We start from the raw sequence: 15,649 nt of genomic DNA, 5'->3' as shown, positions 1-15,649 counted from the left end.
AGCTGCCTTGCAGCGTCCGGACCTTAGTATAGTGGGGCAGCTGTGCCTCCGGGGATAGAAGCCTGTGCCTGGCCAAGAGATTCTGTTTCAGGGCCATTTTCCGGAAAACGGGCCTGAAACGGCTTTCTGCTCTGGTGCAGTTCAGGCTTATACTCCCAATAAAAACAAAAATCGCCGCCTCTTTTCAATAAGAGGCGGCGATTCCGTTTTGAAGCAGTTTTCGTGAAAACAGCCCTAAAACAGGCTAAGCGTTCGGTTAGAAATCATAGCCCATGGAGAAGTAGAATTTAGGTCCTTCGCGCTTGAGGTCTTTCTCGCCCCAGGCCATGTCAAACCGGCCGTAAACGCCCAGCAAGGTGGTGCGGGCGCCAAAGCCGTAGCCGTACATGAAAGGGTTACGGAAGTTACGCACAATCACCTCAAACGGCGGGCGTGGCACGGGTTGCGTGTTCACGGAGTTATCATCGCTGAAGGGGTTACCGCTGTTGTAGGCCGTACCGGTGTCAAAGAAGCCCACCATCTGCAGGTTCCGGAAGAAGCCGGAGTTGATAGGGCCCTCAAATAGGTACTGGAAGAGCGGCAACCTCAACTCGGTGTTCCAGAGCACATAGCGGCTTCCGTTACGGGCGTTGTAGTTGAAGCCCCGCAGCGGCATGGCGTAATCCAGGTAGAAGAACTCGGCCGGATAGGTATCTATGGTCAGGTCATCGCCCCAGATCTGGGTGTTGTCCTGCTCGGCGTTGATCCAGTTGTCTACCCCACCCAGCAGGTATTTCTTAGGCGATGGCCCAAAGGAATGTCCGTAGCTCAGGCGGTTGGCCCAGACAAACTGCCGGTGAATTTTCTGGTAATGCCGCAGGTCTACGTAGAATTTCCCGAAGCCCGTCTCGCTGGCGCCCAGTCCGTACATGCGCGTAATGCCCACTTTCATTCTGGTGCCTTCGCGCATGTTCATGCCCGTCACCACCGAGTTGTCAAACACCAGTTCCCCTCCAATACCGGCAAAGTCCATAACCACGTCTGGCACGTCAAAGCGCTCAATGATGGTGTAGCGTAGGTTAGCGTACCGGGGCAAAAACTTCACGCTTAAGGCATTGGTCAAAGGGTAGCTGAGGGCTGGCAGAATCTCATGCTTCCCTAACCGCCGTTCTATGCCTGTATTAGACCCCTGACGGATGCTTTGCTTCTGGTAGCCTATCCGATAGTCATACCGGTTCTTGAGGTTGGAATACTCAGCGTAGAAATTGTTGGTCTCCAGGTCTGTAAGCGCGAACACGCCGCCACGTATGCGATAATCCTCAAACAGATCAGCCATGCCTACCTCCATCACAAACCCGAAGCCCAGCAAAGGATCTGCGTGAATGGAAGAGACAATGTTGTTCACCCCAAAGCGCAGGTCATAGGGCTTAGGATAGTTTAAGATAAGCGAGTCTGGCGTGGCCATGGCCAACACCCTTTTTGCCCTAGGGGCGGCCACGGGTGGTTTTGGAGCCGGAACAGCCGTGCTGTCCGTGCCAAGCGAGTCCTGGGGCACCTGAATGGCCGCCAGGGAATCTGCCGCCGCTTTGGCTGCCAGGGCCGCGGCTATCCGGTCACGTTCCTGCTGCAGGCGACGCTGCAGATTGGCCTCCAGCACCTGCTGGCGCTTGGTCTTGAAGCCAGTGTTGGCTATGGGCTGCAACGGGTTATTAGGGTACCAGTACAGGTATTCCTTGGCGCGGTCATTGGCCACAAATGTAAGGTTGCCGGTACGCACGTTGTAGTCAAAAGACTTGATGTTCTGCCGGAAATCTGTGACGCGGTCTATCTGCCCGTTTTTGATGTTATGACGGTACAGAGATTTAATGCCTGTCTCCTCGCCTACGTACATGATCTCGTCTTCAGACAGGCCAATGGGTTGCCCTTCATTGGCGGGAGTGTAGGTTAACTGCCAGAAACGGCTGTGGGTATTGGTAGGGTCATACAGGTACACGTCATAATTGCTGCCCACATTCGCAAACTTGCCCCGGCTAGACTGCAATGAATCTGGCAACCGGTTAGAACTGAACACCAGTCGGTTACCGGTACCCGGCAGGAACGACGGAGACAGGTCATCATAGATGTCATTAGTGAGTTGCTGAGACAGGCGGCTGCCGCGGTACAGGTACAGATCGCTCTGCCCATTCTTCACGGCACTTAGCACCATCATTTGCCCGTCTTCAGAAAAGTCTAGCCCGGCCACCTGGCTATAGGCGCCCAGTGGGATGATGTTGGAATTATCGCCCAGCAGGGCTTTGATGGTAGCCACTCCCGGGAAATACCGCGCGGTGGCAGCCTGTAATTTAATCTGCAGCTTGCCTCTGCGCACATCTGAGATACCCAGTTGCGACTCGGTGCGCCAGGAAACCAGCGGCACGGTGTGGTCAACCGCCAGGTTAGGCATTTTATACCCTCCGCGGTACACCATGCGGTGCCCTTTGTTGGCCAGGTTGCGCACCATCACTTTGTAGGCGCCCCGGTCATAAATCACATACGCCAGCTGCTGGCCGCTGGGGCTGAAGGCGGGCTCTGAGTACAGGTAATTGCGGCCGTTGGTCTTCTTCACCTTGCGGTCTTTGTCCGGGGAGGGCATAGACCCATCGGCGAAGGTGTTCATCTGGGTGTAGTAGGCGAACCAGTCGCGGGTAAACCGCTTGTAGGGCATGTTCAGGCTGCTGGCAATGCCTATCTCAATGTCACGGGTAATGCGCGTGAGGTTAAGGATGTTCTGGATGGCGGCGGTGCCGTGGCGCTCTGTGATGTAGTTCCAGATGGCCTGGCCGGTAAGGCGCTGGTTACGCGCGAACAATGGTTCTGAGCGTTTGCCCCCCGTCTTCTGGATCATGTCGCGCATGTAGTCATCCATCTCCACACTCCAGCCTTCAGAGAGGTAGGCCGCGGCCCCAGACACAAACCATTCGGGCAGGCGCAGCAGGTAATTGCTCTGGATTACTTCCTTCAGGCTGCCGCCGTACATCATGTCTGAGAGCAGCAGCTCTGAGATGCGGTAGGTCATCTGGCGCTTGAACTCGGTCTGCGCGCCTTCAAACGCCACCTCAATCTTGCTCTTCACAAACAGGGCATCGTTGCCGCCTTTGTAGGGATCATCAATCAGGCCAATGTTGCTCTGCTTCATGTCTGAAACAGAGTTGTAGACAATGATGGTGATTTTGGAATAGGGATAATACCCTATGAGTGAGGTGATTCTCTTGAGTTCTTTCTCGGCGTGCTCGGCGGCATTGCGGGCCAGTTCCTTGCCGTTCTGCGAGTAGTAGATATTGAAATTCTGAGTGCTGTAGAATTCCCAGTTGAAACGCTTGTACTGGATACGGTTCTGCCCAAAGTCATCTGGCGCGGTGGTCTGTGCCCAAGCAGAGGCAGGTGCCCCCAGGCCCAGGAGCAACAACAGTAACCGGCACACGTGTGAGAAGCGAGTAGAGAGTTGACTCATGTGTTTGGCGTAGATGCTAAATATAAAGAAAAATACCGGGCAATGCTCACCTCTGGCCACAGTTGCCCTTCCTGCTCCAGGGCAGAAACAAACTGTTGGGCCAGCAACGGCGCCATCAATACTCCCTTAGACCCCATCCCGTTGAAAACCCCTATCTGCGGCAGCACCGGATGCAGGCCTATCAAAGGTTTTCGGTCCCTCACCGCCGGCCTGATTCCTACATACTGTTTTGTCACGGTAAACGGTTTTTTCAGGATGTCTTTTGTTTTCTCCGTTAGTTCCTCGCGGGCTTCCGGGGTGATGTCCTCGTTTACTTCGCGCCAATTGTACGTAGCGCCTATGCGGTAGGAATATTGTCCTAAAGGAACAACGTAAACGGCTTTATTATAGATATAAGAAGCCTCAAAATCAGGCACATTTATGTCTAAAATCTCCCCTTTGTTCAAAGAAAAAGGAAGCCAGCTGAAATACGGGTTCTGAGCCGCCTGCGCCCCTTCGCAGAAAATGATTTTACGGGCCTGCACATCCTGGTATTTCACCCCTTCCGGCGACACCTCCAACTGTGAAATATCAAACGAATTTGTGCGCAAAAGTCCCCGCTGGGCCAGGTCGTTTTCCCGGTTTTGCAGGAACGGCCGCAGGGCTACGTACCCGCCTTTCTGAATGAGTAGCCCGCCCAGTTCCTGATGAACGTTTTCAGAGGACGGGAGTTGCAGGTGCGTGGTTTCTATGTAGCCGTCCCAGGCGGGGTCTGCGCTTTTGCCCATCCAGTTGTTCTGTTCCTCAGGGGTGGAGAACAGCTTTAAGATAGGCTTGCGGTGGAACAAAGGGGTCTGGTAGCGCTCTTCAATTTCCTGGTAGAAGTTCTCGGCGGCGGGGAGAAAGGCGTCTACCTGCCAGCTTTTGGCAAAGCGCTTGCCAGCCACCGGATTAATAAGCCCGGCCGCCACTCTGGAGGCGGCGTTTTCTTTAGGCACATCAAACACCAGCACCGTTTTTCCGTTCTTCTCCAGAAAACAGGTTAAAATGGCACCGGCCAGGCCGTGCCCTACTACCAGATAATCATAAATCATGCGGCAAGGTACGGCTTGTGCCGCTGAAATCTGTAACTTAGCTCCATCAAAATAAGAGAATACGCCCATGCCTGCCACCACCTTTAAGATAGAAAGCTTCACGTTTAATCCGTTTTCAGAGAACACCTACGTGTTGTATGATGACACCAAGGAGTGCGTGGTGATTGACCCCGGCTGCTCCAACAAAACCGAGCAGCAGGAACTGCAGGACTTTATCAAAACCAATGAACTGAAAGTGGTGCGCTTGCTCAATACCCATTGCCACATTGACCATGTGCTGGGCAACAAATTCGTGGCCGATACCTATGGCGTACCGCTGGAAATCCATGAAGACGATTTGCCGGTGCTGCGCTCAGTGCCTACCTATTCGGTGGCCTATGGCTTTCCGCAGTACCAGGAAATTCTGCCTGAGAAGTTTCTGAAGGAAGGGGAGGACGTGGCGTTTGGGAACACCAGGTTGCAAGTGCTCCTTACCCCAGGCCATGCGCCGGGCCATGTGGTGTTTTACCACGCAGAAAGCCAGAACGTAGTGGGCGGCGATGTGCTGTTCCAGCGCAGCATTGGCCGCACAGACCTGCCGGGCGGCGATTATGATACCCTTATCCAAAGCATCAAAACTAAATTATTCATCCTGCCAGACGAGGTGACCGTACACCCTGGGCACGGCCCTTCCACCACTATTGGGGAAGAAAAAGCCAGCAATCCGTTTTTGCGCTGATTTCAGGAAAACAGGCTCAAAACGCTCTACCCGCCTCTATGAAGAAACATATCCCCAACTTTATCACCTGCCTGAACCTGCTTTGTGGTTGTCTGGCTATCTACTTTATCCTCAAACACAATGACCTGACCACTGCCGCTTACCTGGTGGTGCTGGCAGCTGTGCTTGACTTCATGGACGGCATGGTTGCCCGCGTGCTGCATGCCTACTCAGAAATAGGAAAGCAACTGGACTCACTGGCAGACATGGTGTCTTTTGGGGTAGTGCCCGGCGCCATGATGCTGCAGTTGATGACCAGAAGTTTAGAGGAATCACCGGCGGGCACTGATTTGCCTTTCTGGCTCCCGTTTACCGGGTTCATCATCACCATTTTCTCTGGTCTGCGGCTGGCCAAGTTCAACATTGACACCCGCCAGACGTCCTCTTTCATTGGAGTACCCACGCCGGCCTCCACGCTCTTTGTCATCTCCCTGCCGCTTATTCTGGGCTATGACGCCTTCGGGCTGACAAGCGTGATTCTGAACCCTTATGTGTTGCTGGGCATTACGCTGCTTTTCTCTTATTTGCTGGTAGCGGAGTTACCCCTGTTTGCGCTTAAGTTCAAAAGCTTCGCCTGGAAGGGAAATGAGATCAGGTTTATTTTTTTAGGCCTTGCGGTTCTGTTTCTGATAGGGCTTAATGTTACCGCCATTCCGCTTATCATTGGTTTATACATTCTGTTATCCTTCTTGAAACCCTCTGCCATTTAAATCTTACCGCCCAGCATAAAATCATGCCCCAGCGGGAAGCAATCAGGTGGGGAGCAGAACATTTAGGCCAGAGCCAGGTTTTTGATGCAAGGAGTGGCAAAAATGAGCCTGAATCCTTATCTTATCACCTCACTGCCAATTAAGTATACCCACCAGGTTCTAAGGCTTTGCCGCCTGAACCTAAGCGTGTGGTACTATGTTGCGAAGTGAGTTATTTTACCCGCGTACATGCATCTTGTAAGAACGTTTCTGCTTGCCGTAAGCTTTTGGGTGATGGCTGTTGCCGCTTGGGCCCAATCTGAGGCTACCTACACCGTGCGGTGGCAAGCAGTTGCGGCTAGCCCGGCGGCCGGTGCTCCCGTAGCTTCGGTAATGCCCACCTTTGAGGAGGCCGCCTTTCTGAACCGGGAAGAAATTCCTTACCTGCTGCTGCCTATCCCCAACACAAGCGTCCGTTCTTTTGAATTTACCCAAGTAGAGTTTGCCCCTTTAACAGAGCCAGAATTGCGCTCTTTTCCAAAAAACGGGCTTAAAACGGAAATCTCTTTTTCTATAAGTTCGGGTATTTCTAACCGGGTCCCTCATTCCGTAGTTGCCTTTCAGCCTTTCCGGCTAAACCCGCAGACCGGGGCCGTTGAAAAGCTTCTTTCTTTTGGGTATAGGTTTTCCACTTCCGGCAGTACTGCCAGAAAAGCGCCGGGCCAATCCGCTCCGCTTCGCACCTATGCCTCTCGCTCTGTTTTAAGCACCGGCGACTGGTTTAAGATTGGCGTGCCTGCCAATGGCCTCTATAAACTGGACCGGGCGGCGCTGCAGTCCTTGGGGGTTAACCTGCAGGGCCTGAACCCACGCAACCTCAAGCTGTATGGCAACGGGGGCGGTATGCTTCCCCAACCCAATGCGGCTCCCCGCCCCGATGACCTGGTAGAGAATGCCATTTGGGTAGAAGGCGAGCAGGACGGCAGCTTTGACGCCAATGACTACCTCCTGTTTTATGGGCAAGGGCCGCATACCTGGGCAGTGAATAACGTGACCGGGCAAAACCCGTTCCTCCATTCGTTCAACCTGTATACAGATACCACTTATTACTATGTCACCGTGGGCTCCACAGCGGGACTACGGGTGGGGCAACAGGCTTCCCTGGCAGGCTCTTTCCCGGTCATTACCTCGTATGATGAGCGGTGGTTCCATGAGGCAGACCTGCGCAACATGGTCAACTCTGGCCGCGAATGGTACGGCGAGGAATTCACTTCTTTTGCCCCGCAGCAAAACTTCACGGTTCCGGCCTCAGACCTCGTTTCTAACAGCACCGTTTGGCTTACCTCGGCGGTAATGGCCAACTCTCCTTTGAACAGTTCCTTTACGGTGCGATTGAACGGGGCCGTGCAAGGCATCCATGACATCTCAGGCAGGGGTTCTTTTAGTTATCACCCCGAAGGCGTGAACCACGTCCTGCAGTTTTCTCCAGCCTTGGGCTCTTTGGGCTATACCAATGACCTGGCGGTTTCCTATACCTATCAACCCGGCGGCTCTTCCTCGGCTACGGGCTACCTGAATTACTTCACGCTTTCCTCGCAGCGGCAACTGAAGCTGTACGGGAACCAAACCGGGTTCCGGTCCCTGGCCAGCCGGCAGAATCCTGCCAGCACTTTTCAGATCAGTGGCGTCTCTGCAGAGGCGCAGGTGTGGAACGTGACCGACCCGCTCAAACCTTACAGGCAAGCGCTTTCTATCAACAACAGTATAGCTTCTTTTTCGGCGGCCAGCCAGCTACTGCAGGAATATGTCGTGTTCCAGTGGAACACCTTTCCTGCTCCCAGCCTGCACGGCAAAGTAGCCAACCAGAACCTGCACAGCCTGAACCTGGACGGCAAACTGGACGTGGTGATCATTACCCCTGCCGCCTTCGCCGCGCAGGCCCAGCGTCTGGCCAGCCACCGCAGTAGCCGGAACGGGTTGCAGGTGGAGGTGGTGCAGCTTTCTAAAATCTATGAGGAGTTCTCTTCGGGTAAACCGGACATTACCGCCTTGCGCGATTTTTTAAAGATGCTGCATACCCGCAGCAATAAACAGGGTGATGACCTGCTGCAGGTGATTCTGCTGGGCGATGCCTCTTTTGACCCCAAGCGACGGCTCCCGCAGAACACTAACTTCATTCCCATTTATGAGTCCAGGCAATCCTTGGACCCTATCACGTCTTACTCTTCAGATGACTACATCGGTTTTCTGGATGAGGAGGAAGGCGAATGGTCTGAGGTGAATTTTTCGCTTAGCCACTTGCTGGATGTGGGCATTGGCAGGCTTCCAGTTAAGTCTGCGGCTGAAGCAGACCTGATCATAGATAAGATCATCCGGTATGAAAGCGAGCAAGCCTTGGGCAACTGGCGGAAGCGCCTCATTTTCCTGGCCGATGACGGGGACACCAACGAACACCTAAATGACGCCGATTACCTGGCCGAGTTTGTAGAGCGAAATTACCCCGCGTATCTGCCCCAAAAGATTTACCTAGATCTGTACCCGCAGATTTCCGTGCCTAACGGGCAGCGGTCGCCAGAAACCAATAAGGCCTTGCGCGAAGCCATTGAAAAGGGAGCGCTGGTGACCAATTACACAGGCCACGGTAATGCTTTAAGCCTGGCAGATGAGCAGATTGTGACCATACCTGAAATACTGGATTGGAAGAATGCCAACCGCCTCACCTTTTTCCTGACCGCTACCTGTGAGTTTGGGCGCTATGATGACCCACGCCGCAACTCAGGTGCTGAAACCGCCCTTTTCCACCCGGATGGTGGGGCCGTGGGACTTCTTACGACTACCCGCCCTGTGTACTCAGACGGCAACCGGGCCTTGAATACCAATTTTTTTCAGTTCCTGTTCAAGCCGCTTGCGAACGGTGCTATGCCTACGCTGGGGGTGCTCATGAACCAAACCAAGAATGCCAGTTTGTTTGGGGTAAACAACCGGAACTTCGCCTTGCTGGGTGACCCTTCCATGCGGCTGGCCTATCCGGCGCAGGAGGTGCTGCTTTCCAAACTGAATGGCAAACCATTCTCTGCCGCCGCCTCAGATACGCTTAAGGCGCTTTCTACGGTACGTCTGGAAGGTTATGTAAGAAACAGCCAGCAGCAGGTAGCTACAGACTTCCAGGGGCAGGTTCAGGTAACGGTGTATGACAAGCGAGCGCCTCTTACCACGCTGGGAGACCAGAACCCAAAACGCCAAGTACTCAGCCGAAACAATGTATTATATGACGGTCTGGCTTCGGTGAAGAACGGCGTGTTTGAAATAGCCATGGTGGTGCCTAAGGACATTAATTATCAGATTGGGGCCGGAAGCATCCACTTATATGCCTTCTCCCCCTCTTCAGACGCGCATGGTGCTACGCCAGTGCCGGTTGGGGGTGCAAATGCTAACGTATCAGCAGATAACACGCCTCCGCAGCTGAAGCTGTTTCTAAATGATGAATCCTTTGTATCAGGGGGATTGGCCGGCACTGAGGCCACTTTTTTAGCGCATTTATTTGATGAGAACGGAATCAATACGGCTGGGGCAGGCATAGGGCATGAGATTATCGCCATTCTGGATGAGAAAACGGAAAACCCTATTGTCCTGAATGAGTTCTATACGGCAGATGTGGATTCCTACCAATCTGGGAAGGTGCGCTATGCGCTCAAGAACTTAACGCCGGGGCCGCACACCCTTACCCTCAAGGCCTGGGATACCCATAACAACTCCAGTACCAGTAAACTGGAGTTTATTGTGGCATCCTCTGAAAAGCTTACGTTAGACCATGTTTACAATATACCTAACCCGTTCCTACACAAAACTACCTTCCATTTTGACCATAACCGGCCGGGGCAAGAATTAGATATCCTTATTCAGATTTTCACCGTTTCTGGTAAAATGGTTAAAACGTTGCATGGGTTCAGCAACGGAAATACCCACTTTTCTGACATTACCTGGGACGGTAAAGATGACCACCATGATAATTTAGCGAAAGGTGTATATATTTATAAAGTAAATATTCGTTCTCGATTGGATGGAGCAACAACTTCCCGTTTTGAAAAGCTAGTTTTACTAAAATAACGTATCTGCTATTACATCAACTTCTACCACATGAACTACACCTTTATCAGATCTACTATTCTGGGTATTCTGTTAGTCTCTTTCTCTGGCCTTTCGGCGTTGGCACAAAACTCCATTGGTCAGAACCAAGACTACCGTCCTATTACCACTGCTGTTCCAGTATTATTAGTAGCCCCAGATGCCCGTGCGGCAGCGATGGGAGATGCAGGTGTGGCCACATCACCAGATGTTAATTCCCCTCACTGGAACCCGGCCAAGCTTGGCTTTCTAGAGTCAGACTTTGAAGCCTCCTTGTCTTACACTCCCTGGTTACGGAATGTAGTAGATGATATGTACCTGGCGTACCTGTCTGCCCATAAGAAACTAAGCCCTAACTCCTCTATAGCGCTGTCTATGCTGTATTTTGATTTGGGAGAAATTGTTTTTTCACAGACCGGCAATGACTTCCAGCCCTTCAACCCGAAGGAGTATGCCATTAACCTTTCTTATGGCCAAAAACTGAGCGAGAACTTAAGCCTTGGCGTGGGAGCCCGGTATATTAGATCTAACTTAGCTGGTAATACCAATGTGGTGAGCCCCAGCGGCAACTTTGAGTCAACGCCTGGTAATTCTGCCTCTGTAGACCTAGGTATCTATTACACCAAAGATCTTGCCTTAGGTAGCAAGAACTACAACTTGGCCTTAGGTGGAAATATCTCTAACGTGGGCGCTAAGATTTCTTATTCTACCGCTGGCCGTAAAGATTTCCTGCCTACCAATCTTCGCTTGGGTACTGCCATTACTATGGAGCTTGATCCTTACAACAAACTCACCCTGGCCATTGATGGTAATAAATTACTGGTACCTTATTCAAGACCAGATGATGCCTCAGCCAATGACCAAACCAATGTCTTCTCAGGTATTTTCAAATCCTTTACAGACGCCCCGGGCGGTGGCAGCGAGGAGTTAAAGGAAGTGACCCTTTCTACCGGTTTAGAATACTGGTATGATAACATGTTTGCGGCACGGGCAGGATATTTCTTTGAGAATGAGCTTAAAGGAGGTCGTCAGTTTCTGGCCATGGGCCTTGGTATCAGATATCAGAAATTTGGCGTAGATGCAGCCTATATGGTACCTAATGAACAAAACAGCCCATTAGCGCAAACCATCCGTTTCTCGCTTCACTTTAAATTAGACGGAGCCGAATAATCATTTATGACTTTGATCCGTACCGTAGCTCCAGCTATTGCTGAGCTTTCAAGTGATTTATCTGTTCACCCTGAAGTTTTAATTACTCCTTCAGGCGCACGTTTACACGTGTTCCAAAATTCGGTGCAACCGGTCATCAGAATTGAGTTTGTCTTCAAAGGAGGTAAATGGTATCAGCCCTTTCCTGGCGTTGCTTCCTTAACGGCTAAAATGCTGAAAGAAGGCACCCTCCATCACTCTGCTAAACAGATTGCGGATATCACTGATTTCTATGGGGCCTCCCTGGAAGTCTCTCATGGCTTTGACAGAACCACGGTGACCTTGTACTGTCTCTCTAAGTTCCTTCCTGATCTTTTGCCGCTCACGTTTGAAATTATTGAACAGCCGTCTTTTCCGCAGGAAGAGTTTGACTTATTAAAGCAAAGGATCATACAATCCTTAGCCGTTGATAAGCAAAAGAACAGCTACCTCTCCACAGAGACTTTCACGACGGCTATTTATGGGAAAGGCCATCCTTACGCCACCTTCACGTCAGAGGAAGAAGTGGCAGCGGTCCAGAAAGAGAGCTTAGCATCTTTCCATCAAAAGGCCTATAATTATTCAACGGCGGAGGTCTTCATTACCGGCGATATAAATAACCAGGCCTTTTCTGCAATACTAGAAAAGCTTAACGCTTCATCATCTCAGACTTTAGAAGAACCCCTTATAGCGGCCAAGGCATTATCTCCAAGGTTGATTATTGATCCAACCTCTAATCAGATGCAGGCCGCTATACGAGTTGGGAAGTCTATCATTAAACCTACTCACCCAGATTACCCTGCACTATACTTGCTTAACCATACTTTAGGCGGATACTTTGGGTCTAGGTTAATGAAAAACATACGGGAAGAAAAAGGCTATACCTATGGCGTCTATTCTTCCTTATCCCAGAAAGAGCATGACTCCCTATTTTCCCTTGGAACAGATATCAAAGGAGACAAGATAGAAGAAACACTAGAGGAGATTTCTAAAGAGCTGGATAAGCTAAAGCAGGAGGAAGTGACAGAAGAGGAACTGACCACTGTTAAAAAACACCTTGCCGGAAAGTTCTTATCAGACCATGCCACTTTGTTTGACAAAATGGATAAATATAAATCTAATGTACTCCTAAGACTCCCTGCTGATTTTTACACAAACCTATTAAAGGAGATTCAAAGCCTAAGCGCTGACCAATTAAAGGAGGCAGCCAAAAATTACCTTTCCGAAGAGGATTTCTTTAAAGTAGTAACGGGCGGAACACCTAAGGGATAAGTATAACTTAATCTCTTTAAGCTAAAATGCCTTGGTTAAATAATTAGCCAAGGCATTTTAGCTTAAAGAGATTGCCATGAACAATTCTAAATTATAAGTAAGCAAAAGTAGATTCAAGCTGATAGCCTTTCACTATTTAAAGTTAAATATTTAGCATATAAGAAAGCTAATGAGGAGCCTTCATCTTTCCGGAAGTCAGCTATCATAACCGCTAAAATAATTGGACTCACAATTTAATTAAAGCTTATAGATAAATGAATTATCAAAGGGCAAAGAAAGTACTAACCACTGGGTAGCATTTCCTAAAAAATAAACCCACTGATTTATTGAAGCAAAATCCAAAAGCTTTTGAATCCCCCTGCGCAGTTAGAGAACTTTCCAAAAGAAGAGGCCCGGTTACATAAGATAACCGGGCCTCTTACTTTTTATAATCAAGCATTTAACTAATTTGTTTTGCTTTGATGTAAGTCTAAGACATCAATGACAGCTCCCATCTACCCTCTCTTTACCCCGTTCCCCTTCCCCAAAACGCCTCGAGGGCCCGTCCATCGCTGGGGGGCCCTCGGGGGTTGTTGGGGGTTGGCGGCTACCTACTCTCCCGCGTGTGACCGCAGTACCATCGGCTCGGCGGGGCTTAACTTCTCTGTTCGGAATGGGAAGAGGTGGACACCCGCGACATAGCCACCATTGCCTTGAGGCATCTCTGCCTACCGCACGGTATCGCTACGCGTGCTCAATGATGTCGGGGGGTGCTTTGATATACATGGGAAGAAAGAGAACAAGTAGGGTACGCGCCTTGGTTCGGCGGGAAAGCTCTCGGGCAATTAGTACGGCTCGGCTATGACGTTTCCGCCTTTACACCTGCCGCCTATCGACGTGGTCGTCTCCCACGGCCCTTAAAGGGATTTCTCATCTTGGGGTGAGTTTCGCACTTAGATGCTTTCAGCGCTTATCTCATCCGAGCGTAGCTACCCTGCGCTGCGGCTGGCGCCACAACAGGTCCACCAGAGGCTCGTCCATCCCGGTCCTCTCGTACTAAGGACAGGTCCCCTCAAAAATCCAACGCCCACTACAGATAGGGACCGAACTGTCTCACGACGTTCTGAACCCAGCTCGCGTGCCACTTTAATGAGCGAACAGCTCAACCCTTGGGACCTTCTCCAGCCCCAGGACGTGACGAGCCGACATCGAGGTGCCAAACCTCCCCGTCGATATGAGCTCTTGGGGGAGATCAGCCTGTTATCCCCGGCGTACCTTTTATCCTTTGAGCGATGGCCCTTCCATGCGGAACCACCGGATCACTATATCCGCCTTTCGGCCCTGCTCGGCTTGTGGGCCTCACAGTCAAGCACCCTTCTGCTATTGCGCTCTGCGCACGGTTACCAAGCGTGCTGAGGGTACCTTTGAAAGCCTCCGTTACTCTTTTGGAGGCGACCACCCCAGTCAAACTACCCACCAAACAATGTCTCCCGCTCAGGGATTAGGCTCCAAACAACTCAAGGGTGGTATTTCAACGTTGCCTAACCGACGCCTAGCGACGCCGGATCAGAGGCTCCCACCTATCCTACACATGAGTTGCCCAGAGTCAATGTTAAGCTATAGTAAAGGTGCACGGGGTCTTTCCGTCCCGTAGCGGGTACTCGGCATCTTCACCGAGACTACAATTTCACCGAGCTCACGGCTGAGACAGCGCCCAGATCGTTACACCATTCGTGCAGGTCGGAACTTACCCGACAAGGAATTTCGCTACCTTAGGACCGTTATAGTTACGGCCGCCGTTTACCGGGGCTTCGATTCAATGCCTCGCCTTGCGGCTAACATCCCCTCTTAACCTTCCGGCACCGGGCAGGTGTCAGGCCATATACCTCATCTTTCGATTTCGCATAGCCATGTGTTTTTGTTAAACAGTCGCCTGGGCCTCTTCACTGCGGCTTCTCCATCGCTGGAGGAAGCGCCCCTTCTCCCGAAGTTACAGGGCCATTTTGCCGAGTTCCTTGGCCGTGATTCACTCGAGCACCTTAGGATTCTCTCCTCGACTACCTGTGTCGGATTGCGGTACGGGTAGCGTAACCTTAAACGCTTAGCGGGTTTTCTTGGAAGTCTGATTAGGGCCGCTATCCCCTCGCCCGGGGGCTTGGGGTACTATCGCATTTCATCAAAGTCGGCGTACTTGACTACCGTCTCTATAACTACGTGCTTTAACCTGGTATTCCGTCACCAGGCGGGCCTTTCACTACTCCGTCACCGCATCACTGGGTTACGCTAGTACTGGAATATTAACCAGTTGTCCATCGACCTTAGCCTTCGCGTCAGCCTTAGGACCCGACTAACCCTGATCCGATTAGCGTTGATCAGGAAACCTTAGTCTTTCGGTGTGCGGGTTTCTCGCCCGCATTATCGTTACTTATGCCTACATTTGCTTTTCCCGACGCTCCAATACCCATTACCAGGTACCTTCTACGCAGACGGGAATGCTCCCCTACCACTGTATTATAAATACAATCCATAGCTTCGGTACTATGCTTGATGCCCGATTATTATCGATGCCCTGTCGCTCGACCAGTGAGCTGTTACGCACTCTTTAAATGAATGGCTGCTTCCAAGCCAACATCCTGGCTGTCTGGGCAACTGGACCTCCTTTGTTCAACTTAGCATAGATTTAGGGACCTTAGCTGATGGTCTGGGTTCTTTCCCTCTCGGCTTGGGACCTTAGCACCCCAAGCCTCACTGCCGAGTATGTCACGTGGCATTCGGAGTTCGTCAGGATTCGGTAGGATTTGACTCCCCCTAGTCCTATCGGTAGCTCTACCTCCACGAGACTCAACCTCGACGCTGCCCCTAAAGGCATTTCGGGGAGTACGAGCTATTTCTCAGTTTGATTGGCCTTTCACCCCTACCCTCAGGTCATCCAAATCCTTTTCAACGGAAACTGGTTCGGACCTCCATTGCGTGTTACCGCAACTTCATCCTGCCCAAGGGTAGATCACAAAGTTTCGCGTCTACCCCCCCTGACTGTGCGCCCTGTTCAGACTCGCTTTCGCTGCGGCTCCGCGTCTTGAGACGCTTAACCTTGCCA

7 protein-coding genes and 2 rRNA genes are annotated in these 15,649 nt (G+C 51.4%); 5 read left to right on the top strand and 4 right to left on the bottom strand.

Features of this window, described 5'->3' with window-relative positions:
• Positions 1-256: 256 nt before the first annotated feature.
• Positions 257-3,469: a hypothetical protein gene (locus tag TH63_RS00045; RefSeq protein WP_156180255.1), complete on the bottom strand. Its 3,213-nt coding sequence runs from the start codon at positions 3,467-3,469 to the stop codon at positions 257-259.
• Positions 3,466-4,542 carry an NAD(P)/FAD-dependent oxidoreductase gene (locus TH63_RS00040; protein WP_048922473.1) on the bottom strand — a complete coding sequence of 359 codons (1,077 nt, stop codon included), beginning with the start codon at positions 4,540-4,542 and terminating at the stop codon, positions 3,466-3,468. The genes TH63_RS00045 and TH63_RS00040 overlap by 4 nt, the downstream gene beginning before the upstream one ends.
• A gap of 67 nt (positions 4,543-4,609) precedes the next feature.
• Between TH63_RS00040 and TH63_RS00035 the strand changes: the two genes are divergently transcribed.
• The 5 genes from TH63_RS00035 (at position 4,610) to TH63_RS00015 (ending at position 12,573) form a co-directional block, all read left to right on the top strand.
• The gene (locus TH63_RS00035; RefSeq protein ID WP_048919121.1) at positions 4,610-5,260 is read left to right on the top strand and encodes an MBL fold metallo-hydrolase; all 651 of its coding nucleotides are present in this window, start codon (positions 4,610-4,612) and stop codon (positions 5,258-5,260) included.
• 38 nt (positions 5,261-5,298) lie between these two features.
• Positions 5,299-6,009 carry a CDP-alcohol phosphatidyltransferase family protein gene (locus TH63_RS00030; RefSeq protein WP_048919120.1) on the top strand — a complete coding sequence of 237 codons (711 nt, stop codon included), beginning with the start codon at positions 5,299-5,301 and terminating at the stop codon, positions 6,007-6,009.
• A 228-nt stretch (positions 6,010-6,237) separates the two neighbouring features.
• Entirely contained in the window at positions 6,238-10,095 is a 3,858-nt protein-coding gene (gene porU / locus TH63_RS00025) for a type IX secretion system sortase PorU (RefSeq protein WP_048919119.1), read from the top strand.
• Positions 10,096-10,125: 30 nt separating this feature from the next.
• Positions 10,126-11,283 (top strand): type IX secretion system outer membrane channel protein PorV, encoded by a 1,158-nt coding sequence (gene porV / locus TH63_RS00020; RefSeq protein ID WP_048919118.1) that lies wholly within the window; start codon positions 10,126-10,128, stop codon positions 11,281-11,283.
• A 12-nt stretch (positions 11,284-11,295) separates the two neighbouring features.
• Positions 11,296-12,573 (top strand): M16 family metallopeptidase, encoded by a 1,278-nt coding sequence (locus TH63_RS00015; protein WP_197088604.1) that lies wholly within the window; start codon positions 11,296-11,298, stop codon positions 12,571-12,573.
• 577 nt (positions 12,574-13,150) lie between these two features.
• On the opposite strand, the gene rrf is transcribed toward TH63_RS00015, so the two are convergent.
• Both rrf and TH63_RS00005 read right to left on the bottom strand, forming a co-directional pair.
• Positions 13,151-13,262: ribosomal RNA gene (rrf, locus tag TH63_RS00010) — 5S ribosomal RNA — on the bottom strand.
• A 114-nt stretch (positions 13,263-13,376) separates the two neighbouring features.
• Positions 13,377-15,649: ribosomal RNA gene (locus tag TH63_RS00005) — 23S ribosomal RNA — on the bottom strand.

The sequence above is a fragment of the Rufibacter radiotolerans genome (assembly GCF_001078055.1).
In the GTDB taxonomy this organism is placed as follows: Bacteria; Bacteroidota; Bacteroidia; order Cytophagales; family Hymenobacteraceae; genus Nibribacter; species Nibribacter radiotolerans.
This window is presented reverse-complemented; position numbering and strand designations above follow the sequence as displayed.

Bases quoted from the DNA above. Each gene is read 5' to 3' on its own strand.
- TH63_RS00045 (WP_156180255.1), bottom strand. From the start codon at position 3,469: ATGAGTCAACTCTCTACTCGCTTCTCACACGTGTGCCGGTTACTGTTG.
- TH63_RS00040 (WP_048922473.1), bottom strand. From the start codon at position 4,542: ATGATTTATGATTATCTGGTAGTAGGGCACGGCCTGGCCGGTGCCATT.
- TH63_RS00035 (WP_048919121.1), top strand. From the start codon at position 4,610: ATGCCTGCCACCACCTTTAAGATAGAAAGCTTCACGTTTAATCCGTTT.
- TH63_RS00030 (WP_048919120.1), top strand. From the start codon at position 5,299: ATGAAGAAACATATCCCCAACTTTATCACCTGCCTGAACCTGCTTTGT.
- porU (WP_048919119.1), top strand. From the start codon at position 6,238: ATGCATCTTGTAAGAACGTTTCTGCTTGCCGTAAGCTTTTGGGTGATG.
- porV (WP_048919118.1), top strand. From the start codon at position 10,126: ATGAACTACACCTTTATCAGATCTACTATTCTGGGTATTCTGTTAGTC.